The organism is Streptomyces sp. 8N706 (genome assembly GCF_052245415.1).
GTDB lineage: Bacteria > Actinomycetota > Actinomycetes > Streptomycetales > Streptomycetaceae > Streptomyces.
On record NZ_JBQQBW010000014.1, the window covers coordinates 80,829 to 93,309 of the forward strand.

Here is a 12,481-nt window from a genome sequence, read left to right on the forward strand (position 1 = left end):
GGGCACGGGCGCGGATCGCCGACGCCTTCGCGCCCGGGCCGGAGACCGGTCGGCCCGTCGGTGCGGTGGCCGTGCCGCTGGGCGGACCCGCCGCGGTGCCGGCGCTCACGCCGAGAGGGCAGACCGACCTGCGAAGGCGGCATAGCATCGGAGGCCGGACGGAGGGCCGGAATCTCCCCGTCCGCGTCCGGCCGCGGCCGGACGGTCGGCCTCGCGGGAGCGGAGGCGCGGACCGCCGGACCGTACGGACCGTGTGTACGGCCCGGAGTACGACCTTGAGGAGGGTGCGCCATGGCAGCTGCCGGCCGCGGATCAGGCCCGGCGCGGACCAGCGTATGGCTGGAGGCTCGCCCGGTGCCCAGACGGAAGAGCGAGCAGCCGGCCGGACTCGACCGCGACAAGATCGTCGCGGCGACGGTCCGGCTGCTCGACTCCGAGGGACTGGCGAAGTTCTCGATGCGCCGGCTCGCCGCGGAGCTGGGCGTCACCGCCATGTCGGTCTACTGGTACGTCGACACCAAGGACGACCTGCTGGAGCTGGCGCTCGACTCGGTCACCGGTGAGGTGTCGCTGCCGGAGGGGGACGGCGGGGAGGGGGACTGGCGCGAGCAGCTCCGCCATATGGCCACGGAGCACCGGCGGTTGCTGGTCAGCCATCCGTGGGTGTCCCGGCTGATGGGCGAGTACCTCAACGTGGGCCCGCGCTCGATGGCCTTCTCCAGTGCCGCGCAGCGCGTGCTGCGGGCCAGCGGACTGCGGCCCGAGCAACTGCCCGGTGCCCTGTCCCTGGTCCACCAGTTCGCCTACGGCTTCGGCACGATCGAGGGCCAGTTCGCGGCCCGCTGCCGGGAGACGGGCATCAGCCAGGACGACTACTTCCAGCAGGTCATGGAGTGCGTCGGGGACCGCCCCGAGTTCGAGGAATCCAAGGACATCATGGAGGCGCGGGGCGGCGGCACCGTCGAGGAGATGCGGGCGCGGGACTTCGACTTCGCGCTGAGCTGCGCGATCGCGGGCATCGAGGCGATGAGGGACCGCCCGCGACGGGAGCCGCTCCGCGACGGCGAGCCGGGCTCGCGCGCGGAAGCCGCATCCGGCGAGGACCGCTGACGGGCGCCCGTCCGTACGCATCGCCCGCTCCGCCGGGCAACGCTGCGTGCACCGGCGAGGTCCCGCGCATGGCGACGGGACCGGCATGCGAGACGGCCGTGCGGAGGACGCTGTGGACGGCGCCGGGCTGACGCGTCGTCGAGCGGGCCCTGCCCACCGTCCGGCCACGCCCCGCCCGGCTCCTCCCGGCCCGGCCCGACACCCGGCCGTGCCCCAGTCCTCAGTCCTCGGGCGCCAAGTGGGCCGGGAAGCCCCCCGTGGCGATCGGCCCCCAGCGTTCCGGGGTGACGCGGATCAGCGACTTGCCCTGCCGGAGCATCGCAGCGCGGTACTCGTCCCAGTCCGGGTGCTCTCCCGCGATGGTGCGGTAGTACTCGACCAGCGGCTCCACGGACTCCGGCGGGTCGATGACCTCCGCCGTCCCGTCGATCTGCACCCACGGTCCGTTCCACTCGTCCGACAGGACGATCAGGGTCGCCCGTGGGTCCCGGCGGGCGTTCCGTGCCTTGGCCCGCTCCGGGTAGGTGGACACCACCAACCGTCCGGAGTCGTCGACGCCGCAGGTCAGCGGGGATCCCTGGGGTCGTCCGTCGGCACGGGTGGTGAGCAGGACCGCCCGGTGGCGGGGGCGTACGAACTCCAGCAGCTGTTCGAGGCCGACCCTCGTGTTGGTCGCGATGTTCGGAGCCATGTCCGCAGCCTACGACCGGCTCACACGTCCGGCAGCTGATCACCCTGCACGGCCTGGATGTCCAACTCCACCTTCAGCGTGGTGCCGATCGCCGCGATCCCCACCGCGACGACCTGGTTGTAGTTCATCGCGAAGTCCTCGCGTCGCAGCTCCGCCGTCGCCCGGAACGCCGCCCGTACCCCGCCCCACGGGTCGGGTCCGGTGCCCAGGTACACCAGGTCCAGATCCACGTCGCGCTCCACGCCGTGCAGCGACAGCTCGCCGTGCACGGTCCAGCGGTCCGGACCGGCCGGGCTGAGCCCCGTACTCCGGTAGCCGATCTCCGGGAAGCGCTCGGCATCGAGGAAGTCCGGGGAGGTCAGATGCCCGTCGCGGATGCTGTTGCCGGTGTCGATGCTCGCCGACCGGATGACCGCCTCGACCCGCGATTTCTCCAGGTCCTCGGCGATCTCGACGCGTCCGCCGAAGTCCGTGAACCGGCCGTGCACACTGGAGATTCCGAGGTGCTGGGCGGCCGCGGCCACCGTCGAATGGGCCGGGTCGAGTGTCCACACACCCGGCGGCGGCAGCTCGATCCCGCCCCGCCGGGCCAGGACGACGGTGCCCACCTCGGCGCGCCCGGAGGCGGTGACGAACGCCGTCGAGGCGGCCGGGGCGTAGCCGACAGCGGTGACGATCACCGTATGAGGGCCGGGCGGGAGGGACGAGCCGGTCCTCACCGTCCCGTCCTCGTCGGCCGTCGCCCGCAGTATCTGTGTGCCTGTCATATCCGTGACAGTCAGCACCGCGTGCTGTACCGCCCATCCGTCACGGGTGCGGATCCGCGCCCGCAGCCCCGCGTCGGCGCCGATTCCTGGTGTGGTCATCACCGTTCCTGCTTCCCTCGTCCTTGTCGGGCCCCGGCCGGGCGGTACGCCGGGCCGTCCCTTGTCCCGGGTACCGCCCGGCCGGTGGTGCCCCCGCACCGGAACAGCCGGGGCGTGTCCGCGCTCCACGCGGCACACGGCCGGGGCCTGCTACTCGCCGGGGTGGGCGAGCTGGATGTCGTAGCCGTCGACACCGCGTCCGGTCACCGGCAGCGGCTGCGCGACCGGCGGATAACCGCTCGCGATGACGGTGTAGTCACCCGTGTCCAGGTCGGTGAAGGCATACGCGCCGTCCTCCCCGGTCGTGGAGGTGGCGACTACGTTTCCGGCCGCGTCGACCAGCGTCACCCGCGCGTCCGGCAGCGGACTGCGGCCCGCCCCGGCCCGTACGGTGCCCTGAACCAGGGCGCCGGACCGCAGCTCGACGGTGATCCGGGTGACGCCCCGCCCGCCGACCTCGACGGGCAGGGCCTGCGGCCGGAAACCGGGCGCGTTCACCGCCACCGTGAAGGTGCCGGGCACCAGCTCGTCGAAGCCGAACTCGCCGTTGCCGCCGGTTCTGCCGGACGCCAGGACCTCGCCGCGCACATCCGTGACGACGACCATCGCCTCCGCGACCGGCTGGTCGTCCGCGGCGCCGCGCACGGTGCCCGCGAGTCCGCTGGTGCCCGACAGCAGCAGGTCGTGGCCGAGCGGCTCGTCGGCGACGACGACCGTCGACGCCTGCGGCTGGTGCCCGCCGGCGGACGCGATGAGGACGTATGAACCGGAGCTCGGGGCGTCCAGGGTGTACGAGCCGTCGGGGCGCGCCACGGACCGGCCCAGCTGCCGCCCGTTGAGGGAGATCAGGGTGACCGCGGCCTGGGGCACGGGGTCGCCGTCGGCGTTCCGTACGAAGCCATGGACCGCCGTGCCGGAGGGCGCTCCCGCACCGCGGTCCGCCGAGGCCGACGCGGTGAGCCGCTCGGTGCCGGGTGCGACGGCCGGTGCGGCCGGGTCCGCCTCGGCGGTCCCGGGGGCGGCCGGTGCGGCGACGCTTGCGAGCGCGGGCTCGGGGCCCGGCGCCGCCGTGACGGCCGCCGGGGCGGTAACGCTCCCTGAGGCGGCCTGCTGCAGACCGCTCCGGGTCCTCAGCGGCACCTCCTTGATGAAGAGCGCCATCAGCAGGGCCAGCAGCGCGAACGGCGCCGCGTAGAGGAAGACGTCCCCCATGCCGTGCCCGTACGCGCTCTCCACGACCGTACGGACCGGGGTGGGCATCGCGTCCAGGTCGGGCAGCGTCGTGGTGCCGCCGCTCCCGCCCGCCGCACGGGCGGCCTTCGGGCCGAGCTCCTGCAGACCGTCCTCGACGTAGTGGGTGATGCGGTTGCTGAGCACCGCGCCGAGCGCCGAGACACCGACCGCGCCACCGAGGGTCCGGAAGAAGGTGACGACGGAGCTCGCCGCGCCGAGGTCCTTGGGTTCCACCTGGTTCTGGGTCGCCAGGACCAGGTTCTGCATCATCATGCCGATGCCCAGGCCGAGCACGGCCATGAAGACCGCCATGTGCCAGTACTCGGTGTCGTACCGCAGGGTCCCCAGCAGCCCGAGGCCCGCCGTCACCAGCAGACCGCCCGTGACCAGCCAGGCCTTCCAGCGGCCGGTCTTGGTGATGACCTGCCCGGAGAGCGTGGACGAGACGAACAGGCCGCCGATCATCGGGATCGTCATGACGCCGGACATGGTGGGCGACTCGCCCCGGGCCAGTTGGAAGTACTGGCTGAGGAAGACGGTGGCGCCGAACATCGCGACACCCACGAACAGGCTGGCGAACGAGGCCAGCGTGATCGTCTTGTTGCGGAAGAGGCGCAGCGGCATGATCGGCTCGCTCGCCTTCGACTCGACGACGACGAAGACGAGGCCGAGCGTGACCGAGCCGCCGACCATGGCGTAGGTCTGCCAGGAGTTCCAGTCGTACTGATCGCCGGCCAGGGTCACCCAGACCAGCAGCAGGGAGACGGCCGCGGTGATGAAGAAGGCTCCGGCCCAGTCGACCTTGACCTCCCGCTTCACGACGGGCAGTTTGAGGGTCTTCTGCAGGACGATCAGCGCGATGACTGCGAAGGGCACGCCGACGTAGAAGCACCAGCGCCAGCCCAGCCAGTCGGTGTCCGTGATGACACCGCCGATGAGCGGTCCGCCGACGGTCGCGACGGCGAAGGTCGCGCCCAGGTAGCCGCTGTAACGGCCGCGCTCCCGCGGGGAGATCATGGCGGCCATGATGATCTGGGCGAGTGCCGTCAGGCCGCCGACGCCGATGCCCTGCACGACGCGGCAGGCGATCAGCATCGGGGTGTTCTCCGACAGGCCGGCGACGACCGAGCCGATGACATAGACCACCAGCGATATCTGGACCAGTGTCTTCTTGCTGGTGAGGTCGGCGAGCTTGCCCCACAGGGGGGTGGACGCGGTGGTCGCCAGCAGTGACGCGGTGACGACCCAGGTATAGGCGCTCTGGCCGCCGTCGAGGTCCTTGATGATCTCCGGCAGCGCGTTGGCGACGATCGTCGACGACAGGATCGCGACGAACATGCCGAGCAGCAGCCCGGACAACGCCTCCAGGATCTGCCGGTGGGTCATGGGCGCGGCGTGCCCGGCGTGTGCGCCGGTGCCCGCGTGCCCCCGTACACCGGACGGTGTGGTCGTTGCCATGCTGTTCCTCTTCTTCACGCGGGTGTACGGACGGTGGGGTCGGGCTGGTGACCTCGCGACCGGCAGTCGCCGAAGCTCTCACGCAGCCGGGCCAGCAGGCCGTTCAGCTGCCCCACCTCGTCGTCGGACCAGTCCCGCAGCGCCCCGGCGAGCGTCTGCACGTAACGGTCGGAGATCAGGCCGAGAAGCCTTTCGCCGCGGGGGTTCAGACGCAGCAGCCGGGACCGTTTGTCCAGGGGGTCGGGCTGCCGGTCGATCCAGCCGTGCTCGGCGACGTGTGCGACGTGCCGGCTGGTCACGGACATGTCGATCGCGAGCAGTTCGGCGAGCCTGCTCATCCGCATCTCGCCGTGGCGGTGCAGCAGGTGCAGTACGGCCGCCGATCCGGCCGGGCACTCATACGGCAGGCTGCGGGCCAGGTCCCGCTTGACGGCGCCGATGGCGCTGAGCTGGCGGGCCAGTTCCTCGTACTGACTCTGCGCTGCCATGGGCACTCCCCTATCAAGTTGCTTAGGGCAACCATAGAAGCAATTGGTTGCTGAAGGCAAATGAATACCGGGAGGGGCCGACCGGGTGAACGATCCGAAAAGGCTCGCTCCGCGGGCGGGGCAAAGGTGTCCCGCGGTCACGGAGGCGGCCCGAGACACGGTCGCGCCCGCGCCCAGGGGTTGGGGAGGACCCGCGGGTTCGCTAGGGTCCTGGCCCATGACGAACAACCCCCACATCCCGCAGGGCAACCACGACCCGGCCGGCAACACGCAGATGTTCCGTGCCTTCGTCGACGAGGGTGAGCCCCAGCGCCGGGCCGCCCCCGCCGCGTCGTCCGGCCCGCGGGTCGGACTGATCGTTGCAGTGGTCGCCGTGATCGCGATCGTCGCCGCCGTGGCCTGGCTCGCCCTGGGCTGACGCGCTGCCCGGACCGGTCCCCGGTTCCGAGCTTCGCGCATCACCCTTACGGCCCGGGCTGCCCGGCTCGATGCGCCGCTTCGGTGGATCCCTGGAGGTCACCTCCGGTCGGCGTCCACCTGCCGCGTCTCGAGGTGCATGCCCAACGGGACGCGCCAGGCGTCCGCACACACGGTCCCACTGTTCCTTCGGCGCTGCCCGCCGGGGATGGGCACGGGCAGGCCCTGGCTCGACTCGATCGTCGCCCAGTCGATGCCGAGCGCGCCGATGATGTGCGTTCCGGAGGTGACCGCCCCGGAGGTGACCGGCTTGTCGCCGGTCTTGTGCAGGTCGAGCGTCACCTTCTCGCGCCAGCGCCGGTCGGTGGCCGAGCGCTCGGGGCGCCGACGGCGAGTGGGGCCGGGCGCTGGGGCTTCGGTGAGGTGGGCGCCGGGCGGGACGGCCTGCGCCGATGCCTCCTCGGAGCCCGGTCCGGCCGCACCCAGCGCCACAGGCCGTCGTCACCGCCGCCGCTGCCGCATCCGGCCATCAGCGCTCCCGGACACAGCACGGCCGCCGAGGCGGTCACGATGCCCCGGCGGCCGTGAAGCGGCGGGCCTCGCGTCCGTCGCATCGTGAGGCACTCCTCCAGCCTTCGGCCGGGGGAGATGCCCCACGATGCGGCGACTGGGAGACAGTCGCCGCTGACGATGCGTCAGCTGTGAAGCGGTAGGCGCTGCCTCAGTCGGCGATGAGGCCCTCCCGTAGCTGGGCGAGCGTACGGGTGAGCAGGCGCGACACATGCATCTGGGAGATGCCGACCTCCTCACCGATCTGGGACTGCGTCATGTTCGCGAAGAACCGCAGCATGATGATCTGCCGTTCGCGGGGCGGGAGTTTGGCCAGCAGCGGCTTGAGCGACTCGCGGTACTCCACCCCTTCCAGGGCCGAGTCCTCATAGCCCAGCCGGTCGGCGAGCGATCCCTCGCCGCCGTCGTCCTCCGGCGAGGGGGAGTCCAGAGAGCTCGCGGTGTAGGCGTTGCCCACCGCGAGTCCGTCGACCACGTCCTCCTCCGACACCCCGAGGCAGGTGGCGAGTTCGGTGACGGTCGGCGACCGGTCGAGCTGCTGCGCGAGGTCGTCGCTGGCCTTGGTCAGGGCGAGGCGCAGCTCCTGGAGCCGGCGCGGCACCCGCACCGACCAACTCGTGTCGCGGAAGAAGCGCTTGATCTCGCCGACGACGGTCGGCATCGCGAACGTCGGGAACTCCACGCCCCGTTCACAGTCGAACCGGTCGATCGCCTTGATCAGGCCGATCGTGCCGACCTGGACGATGTCCTCCATCGGTTCGTTGCGGCTGCGGAAGCGGGCCGCGGCGTAACGCACCAGAGGGAGGTTGAGTTCGATGAGGGTGTCGCGTACGTAGGTGCGCTCGGGGCTCTCCCGGTCGAGGGCGGCGAGCCGCAGGAACAGGGAGCGGGAGAGGGTGCGGGTGTCGATGGCGTCGCAGTCGTCGAGCACGTGCGGTGCGTCAGTGGTGAGCACCTTCGAGCTGCCCAGTTCTACGGACATGCCACCCCCTTGAGGTCGCGGACGGGTCCCATCGGCGCGCGCTCGTTCATCGAGTGACGCCTCCACCTGAATACCGGAGGCGGAGCTGCGGCAAACGCAGTTCCAGCAGAATGTCACATGTCGGCAACACGCTGTAGCGCCAAGTCGACATATCTGTGCTGGAAAGGGTCCCTCGTTCCGGTTACGAATCGATCCGATTTGCGGACCTCAGACGGGCGAAGCTGCGCGACAGCAGCCGGGACACATGCATCTGCGAAACGCCCAGCTCGGCGCTGATCTGGGACTGCGTCAGATTGCTGTAGTAGCGGAGCAGCAGGATCCGCTGCTCACGTTCGGGCAGCTGTACGAGGAGGTGGCGTACGAGGTCGCGGTGCTCCACCCCCGCCAGGGCCGGGTCCTCGTAGCCGAGCCGGTCGAGCAGTCCGGGCAGCCCGTCCCCCTCCTGCGCCGCCTCGAGCGAGGTCGCGTGGTAGGACCGGCCGGCCTCGATGCACGCCAGCACGTCCTCCTCGGCGATCTTCAGCCGTTCCGCGATCTCCGCGGTGGTGGGGGACCGGCCGTGCTGGACCGTCAGGTCCTCGGTGGCGCCGTTCACCTGGACCCAGAGCTCATGGAGCCGGCGTGGCACGTGCACCGTCCGTACGTTGTCCCTGAAGTAGCGTTTGATCTCCCCGACGACGGTCGGCATCGCGAACGTGGGGAACTGCACACCGCGCTCCGGGTCGAACCGGTCGATCGCGTTGATCAGCCCGATGGTGCCGACCTGGACCACGTCCTCCATCGGCTCGTTCCGGCTGCGGAAACGGGCGGCGGCGTAACGCACCAGCGGCAGGTTCGCCTCGATGAGCGCCGCGCGCACGCGCGCGTGCTCGGGCGTGCCCGGTTCGAGACCCGACAACTCCTTGAACAGCACCTGGGTCAGCGCCCTGGTGTCCGCGCCTCTGCTCTCACGGCTCTTTCCGGTGCCCTCCTCCTGGGGCGGCGTCGCTTCGGACGCAGTACGGGCCGACGCGGTCATGCCACCCCTTCTCGTTTTCAGGTCTCCACTCATCCGGCAAAAGCGGTCATAGCATCACAAGACATGTGCACTGTGTGCAAGCACCGTATAGAGCCGTGTTGGTGGCAAGTTGGGGCAAAACTGAGACGAGCTGAGCATGAAACAAGGCCCCTCGCCCATGCGGCGGGGGGCCTCGGACCCGTACGGATCAGACCTCGTAGTCGGCGATCACCCAGGTCGCGAATTCCCGCCACTGCGCCACCCCGGCCTGGTGCGCCGGGTGCTCCAGATAGCGACTGAGGGCGCCCTGGTCGGCGACCGCGGAGTTGATGGCGAAGTCGTAGGCGATCGGCCGGTCCGAGATGTTCCAGGCGCACTCCCAGAACTCCAGCTCCGGGATCAGGGTGCCGAGCTCCTCGAACGCCTCGACGCCGGCGACGACACGCTCGTCATCGCGCTCCACGCCGTCGTTGAGTTTGAAGAGAACCAGGTGGCGGATCATGGGGGACTCCTGGGGGACGTGCGCGGCCGATCAGTTGACCAGTTGGGTCATGAACTTACCGACGCCCTGCGCGGCGCTGGAGATGCCCTCGAAGCCTATCTGGACGAGGTCGGCCGCACGGGCGGGCGAGGTGATGATCGTGTACAGCGCGAAGACGATGACCATGTAGAGCGCGATCTTCTTCGTTTCCGCCATGCCGTGCCGCCTCCCTCGCCGTCGTGTGCCGACCGCCCGTCCCCTGCGCGGTCGCGTGAGTCTATCCACACATACGGCCGAACAGCGGAGCCGGTCGGCCATCGCTCCGGGGCGGCAGCGTTCCGCGCTCCTCCGCTCACTGAAACGGCCTTCTGTGACCAAGGGCCCGGTAAGAGGGGTCCTTCGCCCGGCCCCCCGGACGGCGCGGCCGGACAGTATGGGACGAGCTCCGCGGAACCGGCAGAATCCGTGGGGCGACGGACAGGACCTCTCTGCGGGGTCCGCGCCGCGTGAGCCCCCCGGCTGCGGCACGGACGTGACGGTCCCGTCCCCATCGGGGGAAGCGGCTCGTTCCCCCCGGGGCCGCTTCCCCCGGCCCTCCGTAAGGCGAAGGCCCCGCCGGAGGACCGGCGGGGCTTACGTCAGGGCGAAAGGGGAGGCCCGCGGCCGACGACCACGAAGGGCCCGGCTCGCATGAGCCGGGCCCTTCGCATTTCACAGCGGTAGCGGTGGGATTTGAACCCACGGAGGGCTTGCACCCTCACACGCTTTCGAGGCGTGCTCCTTAGGCCGCTCGGACACGCTACCGAGAGAGAGCTTAGCGGACGGGTGGCTGTGCTCCGAAATCAGTATCGGTCCGCCGGAAGAAGCGGGTGAGCAGAGCCGAGCACTCCTCGGCGAGCACCCGGGGGACCACTTCGGGCCGGTGGTTCAGCCGACGGTCCCGTACGACGTCCCAGAGCGAGCCGACTGCGCCCGCCTTCTCGTCGACCGCCCCATAGACCACCCGCTCGGCCCGTGACAGGACGACCGCCCCCGCGCACATCGTGCAGGGCTCCAGCGTGACCACGAGAGTGCAGCCGGTCAGCCGCCACTCCCCGACGGCACGGGCGGCCTCCCGGAGTGCGAGGACCTCCGCGTGCGCCGTGGGGTCGCCGGTGGCCTCCCGCTCGTTGTGCCCGCGCCCGAGCACCGTGCCGTCCGGGCCCAGCACGACGGCGCCGACCGGCACGTCCCCGGTCTCCGGAGCCCGTACGGCTTCCTCCAGCGCCAGGCGCATCGGCGTACGCCACGGGTCGCGCAGGGGATCGGGCCGTCCAGGGGGAGAGGTGCTCATGGGGACAGTGTCGGTCAGCGCAGGCGGGCAGCGGTCAGCGGACCGCCTCCAGCACCTCGTCGCAGCCCAGTGCCTCGGCGATGGCGCCCAGGGCGTCACCGTCCAGGGACATCAGCTGCTTCTCGGACATCCCCAGGTCGTCCAGGACCAGGGAGTCGCCGATGGGGCCGGGCGGTACGGCGTCGTCGGCGGCCGCCCGGTCCTCGTCGTCCTCGTCATCGGGCTCGCCGTCCTCCGTACCGTCGAGGTCGACCAGCCTGTCCAGGTCGTCCTCGGGATCGCGGCCGAGCAACTCGTCGGTGAGCAGGATCTCGCCGTACGAGCTTCGCGCCGCGGCGGCCGCGTCCGAGATGTAGATGCGCGGGTCCTCCTCGCCGTCCACCCGGACGACACCGAACCACGCGTCCTCCTGCTCGATAAAGGCCAGCACCGTGTCGTCGTCGACCGATGCCTCACGGGCCAGATCCGCCAGATCTGCCAAAGTCTCCACATCGTCGAGCTCTGTGTCGCTCGCTTCCCACCCGTCTTCGGTGCGCGCGAGCAGTGCGGCGAAGTACACCGTGACTCTCCCACTGGTCATAGGCGTGTGCCGGGTCCGACGGGAACAGCGCTTTTCTCCTCTGGGCCCGCCCACTCGGAATCGTGGCAGAAAGAAGGCCGTCGCGAGAGGTCTTCCGCTGTGCGTCGTGCACCAGTCCTGCAATCGGACCGCATTTCGGCCCACCGCCGGCCCCTACCAGCGGAAGGTGCGCATCCGCATCTGCTGGCGCATCCGGGCCGCTCGGGCCCGCCGCGGCTGGACCCGCTCACGCAGTTCCTTGGCCTCGTTCAGTTCACGAAGGAATTGGGCGCGTCGCCGACGCCGGTCCGCGTCGCTCTCCTGTGCGGGCGCGCCACTGGGCTGGTTCCGGTCCGGCATGGGCCACACCTCCCCGGGCTGGTTCCACTGTCCGCTGGGACAGTGCTGGGGCCCCGCCCCGAAGGCGGGGGCGTATTTGCCCACCTTCCCCCCAACATGTGGTTCGACGCCACCGGAGTGGCAGACGGCCGAGGGCCGGGCCGGCACGGGGCCCGGCAGCGCTCGGCTACTGTCGACGGATGCGGATCCATGTCGTCGACCACCCGCTGGTGGCGCACAAACTCACCACACTGCGCGACCGGCGCACCGACTCCCCCACCTTCCGGCGGCTCGCCGACGAGCTGGTCACCCTGCTCGCCTACGAGGCGACGCGCGATGTGCGCACCGAGCAGGTCGACATCGAGACCCCGGTCACGGCGACGACCGGCGTGCGCCTGTCGCACCCGCGCCCGCTGGTGGTGCCGATCCTCCGGGCGGGGCTCGGCATGCTCGAGGGCATGGTCCGGCTGCTGCCGACCGCGGAGGTCGGCTTCCTCGGCATGATCCGCGACGAGGAGACCCTCCAGGCGTCCACCTACGCCACCCGTATGCCCGAGGACCTCTCGGGCCGCCAGGTCTATGTGCTGGACCCGATGCTGGCGACCGGCGGCACACTCGTCGCGGCCATCCAGGAGCTGATCTCGCGGGGCGCGGACGACGTGACCGCGATCTGCCTGCTGACCGCGCCGGAGGGCGTGGAGCTGATGGAGCGCGAGCTCCAGGGGACGCCGGTCACGGTGGTCACGGCCGCGATCGACGAGCGTCTCAACGACCAGGGGTACATCGTCCCGGGCCTCGGCGACGCGGGCGACCGTATGTACGGCACGGCGGGCTAGGGCGTGTTTCGAAAGTCCCGCCTGGCCCGCGACGCCTGGCACGCACGCTCGCTGCGTTGTCGGGCTCGTCCGAGTACGCCCAGTACGAGGACGACCCTCCGCCTTGCGATCGCACGCACCA

Annotated in this window: 15 protein-coding genes and 1 tRNA gene; 3 read left to right on the forward strand and 13 right to left on the reverse strand. The window is 70.9% G+C overall.

The window, feature by feature from the left end:
• Positions 1-291: 291 nt before the first annotated feature.
• Positions 292-1,110, forward strand: coding sequence for a TetR/AcrR family transcriptional regulator (locus ACTWQE_RS08435; RefSeq protein WP_443328199.1), 819 nt, complete (start codon positions 292-294; stop codon positions 1,108-1,110).
• Positions 1,111-1,330: 220 nt separating this feature from the next.
• Here ACTWQE_RS08435 and ACTWQE_RS08440 read toward each other — a convergent pair whose 3' ends face one another.
• From ACTWQE_RS08440 to ACTWQE_RS08455, 4 genes are all read right to left on the reverse strand, one after another.
• A complete protein-coding gene (locus ACTWQE_RS08440; protein ID WP_443328200.1) occupies positions 1,331-1,801 on the reverse strand; it encodes a PPOX class F420-dependent oxidoreductase in 471 nt (156 codons plus the stop codon).
• A gap of 20 nt (positions 1,802-1,821) precedes the next feature.
• A complete protein-coding gene (locus ACTWQE_RS08445; protein ID WP_443328201.1) occupies positions 1,822-2,667 on the reverse strand; it encodes a YceI family protein in 846 nt (281 codons plus the stop codon).
• A 150-nt stretch (positions 2,668-2,817) separates the two neighbouring features.
• Positions 2,818-5,358, reverse strand: a complete 2,541-nt coding sequence (locus tag ACTWQE_RS08450) for an MFS transporter (RefSeq protein ID WP_443328202.1) — start codon at positions 5,356-5,358, stop codon at positions 2,818-2,820.
• A gap of 14 nt (positions 5,359-5,372) precedes the next feature.
• Positions 5,373-5,846 carry a MarR family winged helix-turn-helix transcriptional regulator gene (locus tag ACTWQE_RS08455; RefSeq protein ID WP_443328203.1) on the reverse strand — a complete coding sequence of 158 codons (474 nt, stop codon included), beginning with the start codon at positions 5,844-5,846 and terminating at the stop codon, positions 5,373-5,375.
• A gap of 217 nt (positions 5,847-6,063) precedes the next feature.
• Between ACTWQE_RS08455 and ACTWQE_RS08460 the strand changes: the two genes are divergently transcribed.
• Complete coding sequence (locus tag ACTWQE_RS08460; protein WP_443328204.1) at positions 6,064-6,264, forward strand: hypothetical protein; 201 nt, start codon at positions 6,064-6,066, stop codon at positions 6,262-6,264.
• Between the two features lie 98 nt (positions 6,265-6,362).
• Here the strand turns inward: ACTWQE_RS08460 and ACTWQE_RS08465 are convergent, their stop codons facing one another.
• From ACTWQE_RS08465 to ACTWQE_RS08505, 9 genes are all read right to left on the reverse strand, one after another.
• Positions 6,363-6,755 (reverse strand): hypothetical protein, encoded by a 393-nt coding sequence (locus ACTWQE_RS08465; protein WP_443328205.1) that lies wholly within the window; start codon positions 6,753-6,755, stop codon positions 6,363-6,365.
• 229 nt (positions 6,756-6,984) lie between these two features.
• Positions 6,985-7,815: an RNA polymerase sigma factor SigF gene (locus tag ACTWQE_RS08470; protein ID WP_443328206.1), complete on the reverse strand. Its 831-nt coding sequence runs from the start codon at positions 7,813-7,815 to the stop codon at positions 6,985-6,987.
• A 181-nt stretch (positions 7,816-7,996) separates the two neighbouring features.
• A complete protein-coding gene (locus tag ACTWQE_RS08475) occupies positions 7,997-8,833 on the reverse strand; it encodes an RNA polymerase sigma factor SigF (RefSeq protein ID WP_443328207.1) in 837 nt (278 codons plus the stop codon).
• Positions 8,834-9,020: 187 nt separating this feature from the next.
• Positions 9,021-9,314: a Dabb family protein gene (locus ACTWQE_RS08480; RefSeq protein ID WP_443328208.1), complete on the reverse strand. Its 294-nt coding sequence runs from the start codon at positions 9,312-9,314 to the stop codon at positions 9,021-9,023.
• 30 nt (positions 9,315-9,344) lie between these two features.
• Positions 9,345-9,509 (reverse strand): hypothetical protein, encoded by a 165-nt coding sequence (locus ACTWQE_RS08485; protein ID WP_443328209.1) that lies wholly within the window; start codon positions 9,507-9,509, stop codon positions 9,345-9,347.
• 501 nt (positions 9,510-10,010) lie between these two features.
• A tRNA-Ser gene (locus tag ACTWQE_RS08490) sits at positions 10,011-10,097 on the reverse strand.
• A 10-nt stretch (positions 10,098-10,107) separates the two neighbouring features.
• A complete protein-coding gene (gene tadA, locus ACTWQE_RS08495) occupies positions 10,108-10,626 on the reverse strand; it encodes a tRNA adenosine(34) deaminase TadA (RefSeq protein WP_443328210.1) in 519 nt (172 codons plus the stop codon).
• Positions 10,627-10,660: 34 nt separating this feature from the next.
• The gene (locus ACTWQE_RS08500) at positions 10,661-11,185 is read right to left on the reverse strand and encodes a tRNA adenosine deaminase-associated protein (protein ID WP_443328215.1); all 525 of its coding nucleotides are present in this window, start codon (positions 11,183-11,185) and stop codon (positions 10,661-10,663) included.
• 174 nt (positions 11,186-11,359) lie between these two features.
• Positions 11,360-11,545: a hypothetical protein gene (locus ACTWQE_RS08505; RefSeq protein WP_443328211.1), complete on the reverse strand. Its 186-nt coding sequence runs from the start codon at positions 11,543-11,545 to the stop codon at positions 11,360-11,362.
• Positions 11,546-11,724: 179 nt separating this feature from the next.
• On the opposite strand from ACTWQE_RS08505, the gene upp reads away from it, so the two are divergent.
• Positions 11,725-12,360 carry a uracil phosphoribosyltransferase gene (gene upp / locus ACTWQE_RS08510; RefSeq protein WP_443328212.1) on the forward strand — a complete coding sequence of 212 codons (636 nt, stop codon included), beginning with the start codon at positions 11,725-11,727 and terminating at the stop codon, positions 12,358-12,360.
• The last annotated feature ends 121 nt before the right edge of the window (positions 12,361-12,481 follow it).

What these genes read in the sequence shown, in the direction of transcription:
- upp (WP_443328212.1), top strand. Translation starts at nt 11,725, where the DNA reads ATGCGGATCCATGTCGTCGACCACCCGCTGGTGGCGCACAAACTCACC.
- ACTWQE_RS08440 (WP_443328200.1), bottom strand. Translation starts at nt 1,801, where the DNA reads ATGGCTCCGAACATCGCGACCAACACGAGGGTCGGCCTCGAACAGCTG.
- ACTWQE_RS08480 (WP_443328208.1), bottom strand. Translation starts at nt 9,314, where the DNA reads ATGATCCGCCACCTGGTTCTCTTCAAACTCAACGACGGCGTGGAGCGC.
- ACTWQE_RS08470 (WP_443328206.1), bottom strand. Translation starts at nt 7,815, where the DNA reads ATGTCCGTAGAACTGGGCAGCTCGAAGGTGCTCACCACTGACGCACCG.
- ACTWQE_RS08485 (WP_443328209.1), bottom strand. Translation starts at nt 9,509, where the DNA reads ATGGCGGAAACGAAGAAGATCGCGCTCTACATGGTCATCGTCTTCGCG.
- tadA (WP_443328210.1), bottom strand. Translation starts at nt 10,626, where the DNA reads ATGAGCACCTCTCCCCCTGGACGGCCCGATCCCCTGCGCGACCCGTGG.
- ACTWQE_RS08445 (WP_443328201.1), bottom strand. Translation starts at nt 2,667, where the DNA reads ATGACCACACCAGGAATCGGCGCCGACGCGGGGCTGCGGGCGCGGATC.
- ACTWQE_RS08450 (WP_443328202.1), bottom strand. Translation starts at nt 5,358, where the DNA reads ATGGCAACGACCACACCGTCCGGTGTACGGGGGCACGCGGGCACCGGC.
- ACTWQE_RS08505 (WP_443328211.1), bottom strand. Translation starts at nt 11,545, where the DNA reads ATGCCGGACCGGAACCAGCCCAGTGGCGCGCCCGCACAGGAGAGCGAC.
- ACTWQE_RS08475 (WP_443328207.1), bottom strand. Translation starts at nt 8,833, where the DNA reads ATGACCGCGTCGGCCCGTACTGCGTCCGAAGCGACGCCGCCCCAGGAG.
- ACTWQE_RS08455 (WP_443328203.1), bottom strand. Translation starts at nt 5,846, where the DNA reads ATGGCAGCGCAGAGTCAGTACGAGGAACTGGCCCGCCAGCTCAGCGCC.
- ACTWQE_RS08460 (WP_443328204.1), top strand. Translation starts at nt 6,064, where the DNA reads ATGACGAACAACCCCCACATCCCGCAGGGCAACCACGACCCGGCCGGC.
- ACTWQE_RS08435 (WP_443328199.1), top strand. Translation starts at nt 292, where the DNA reads ATGGCAGCTGCCGGCCGCGGATCAGGCCCGGCGCGGACCAGCGTATGG.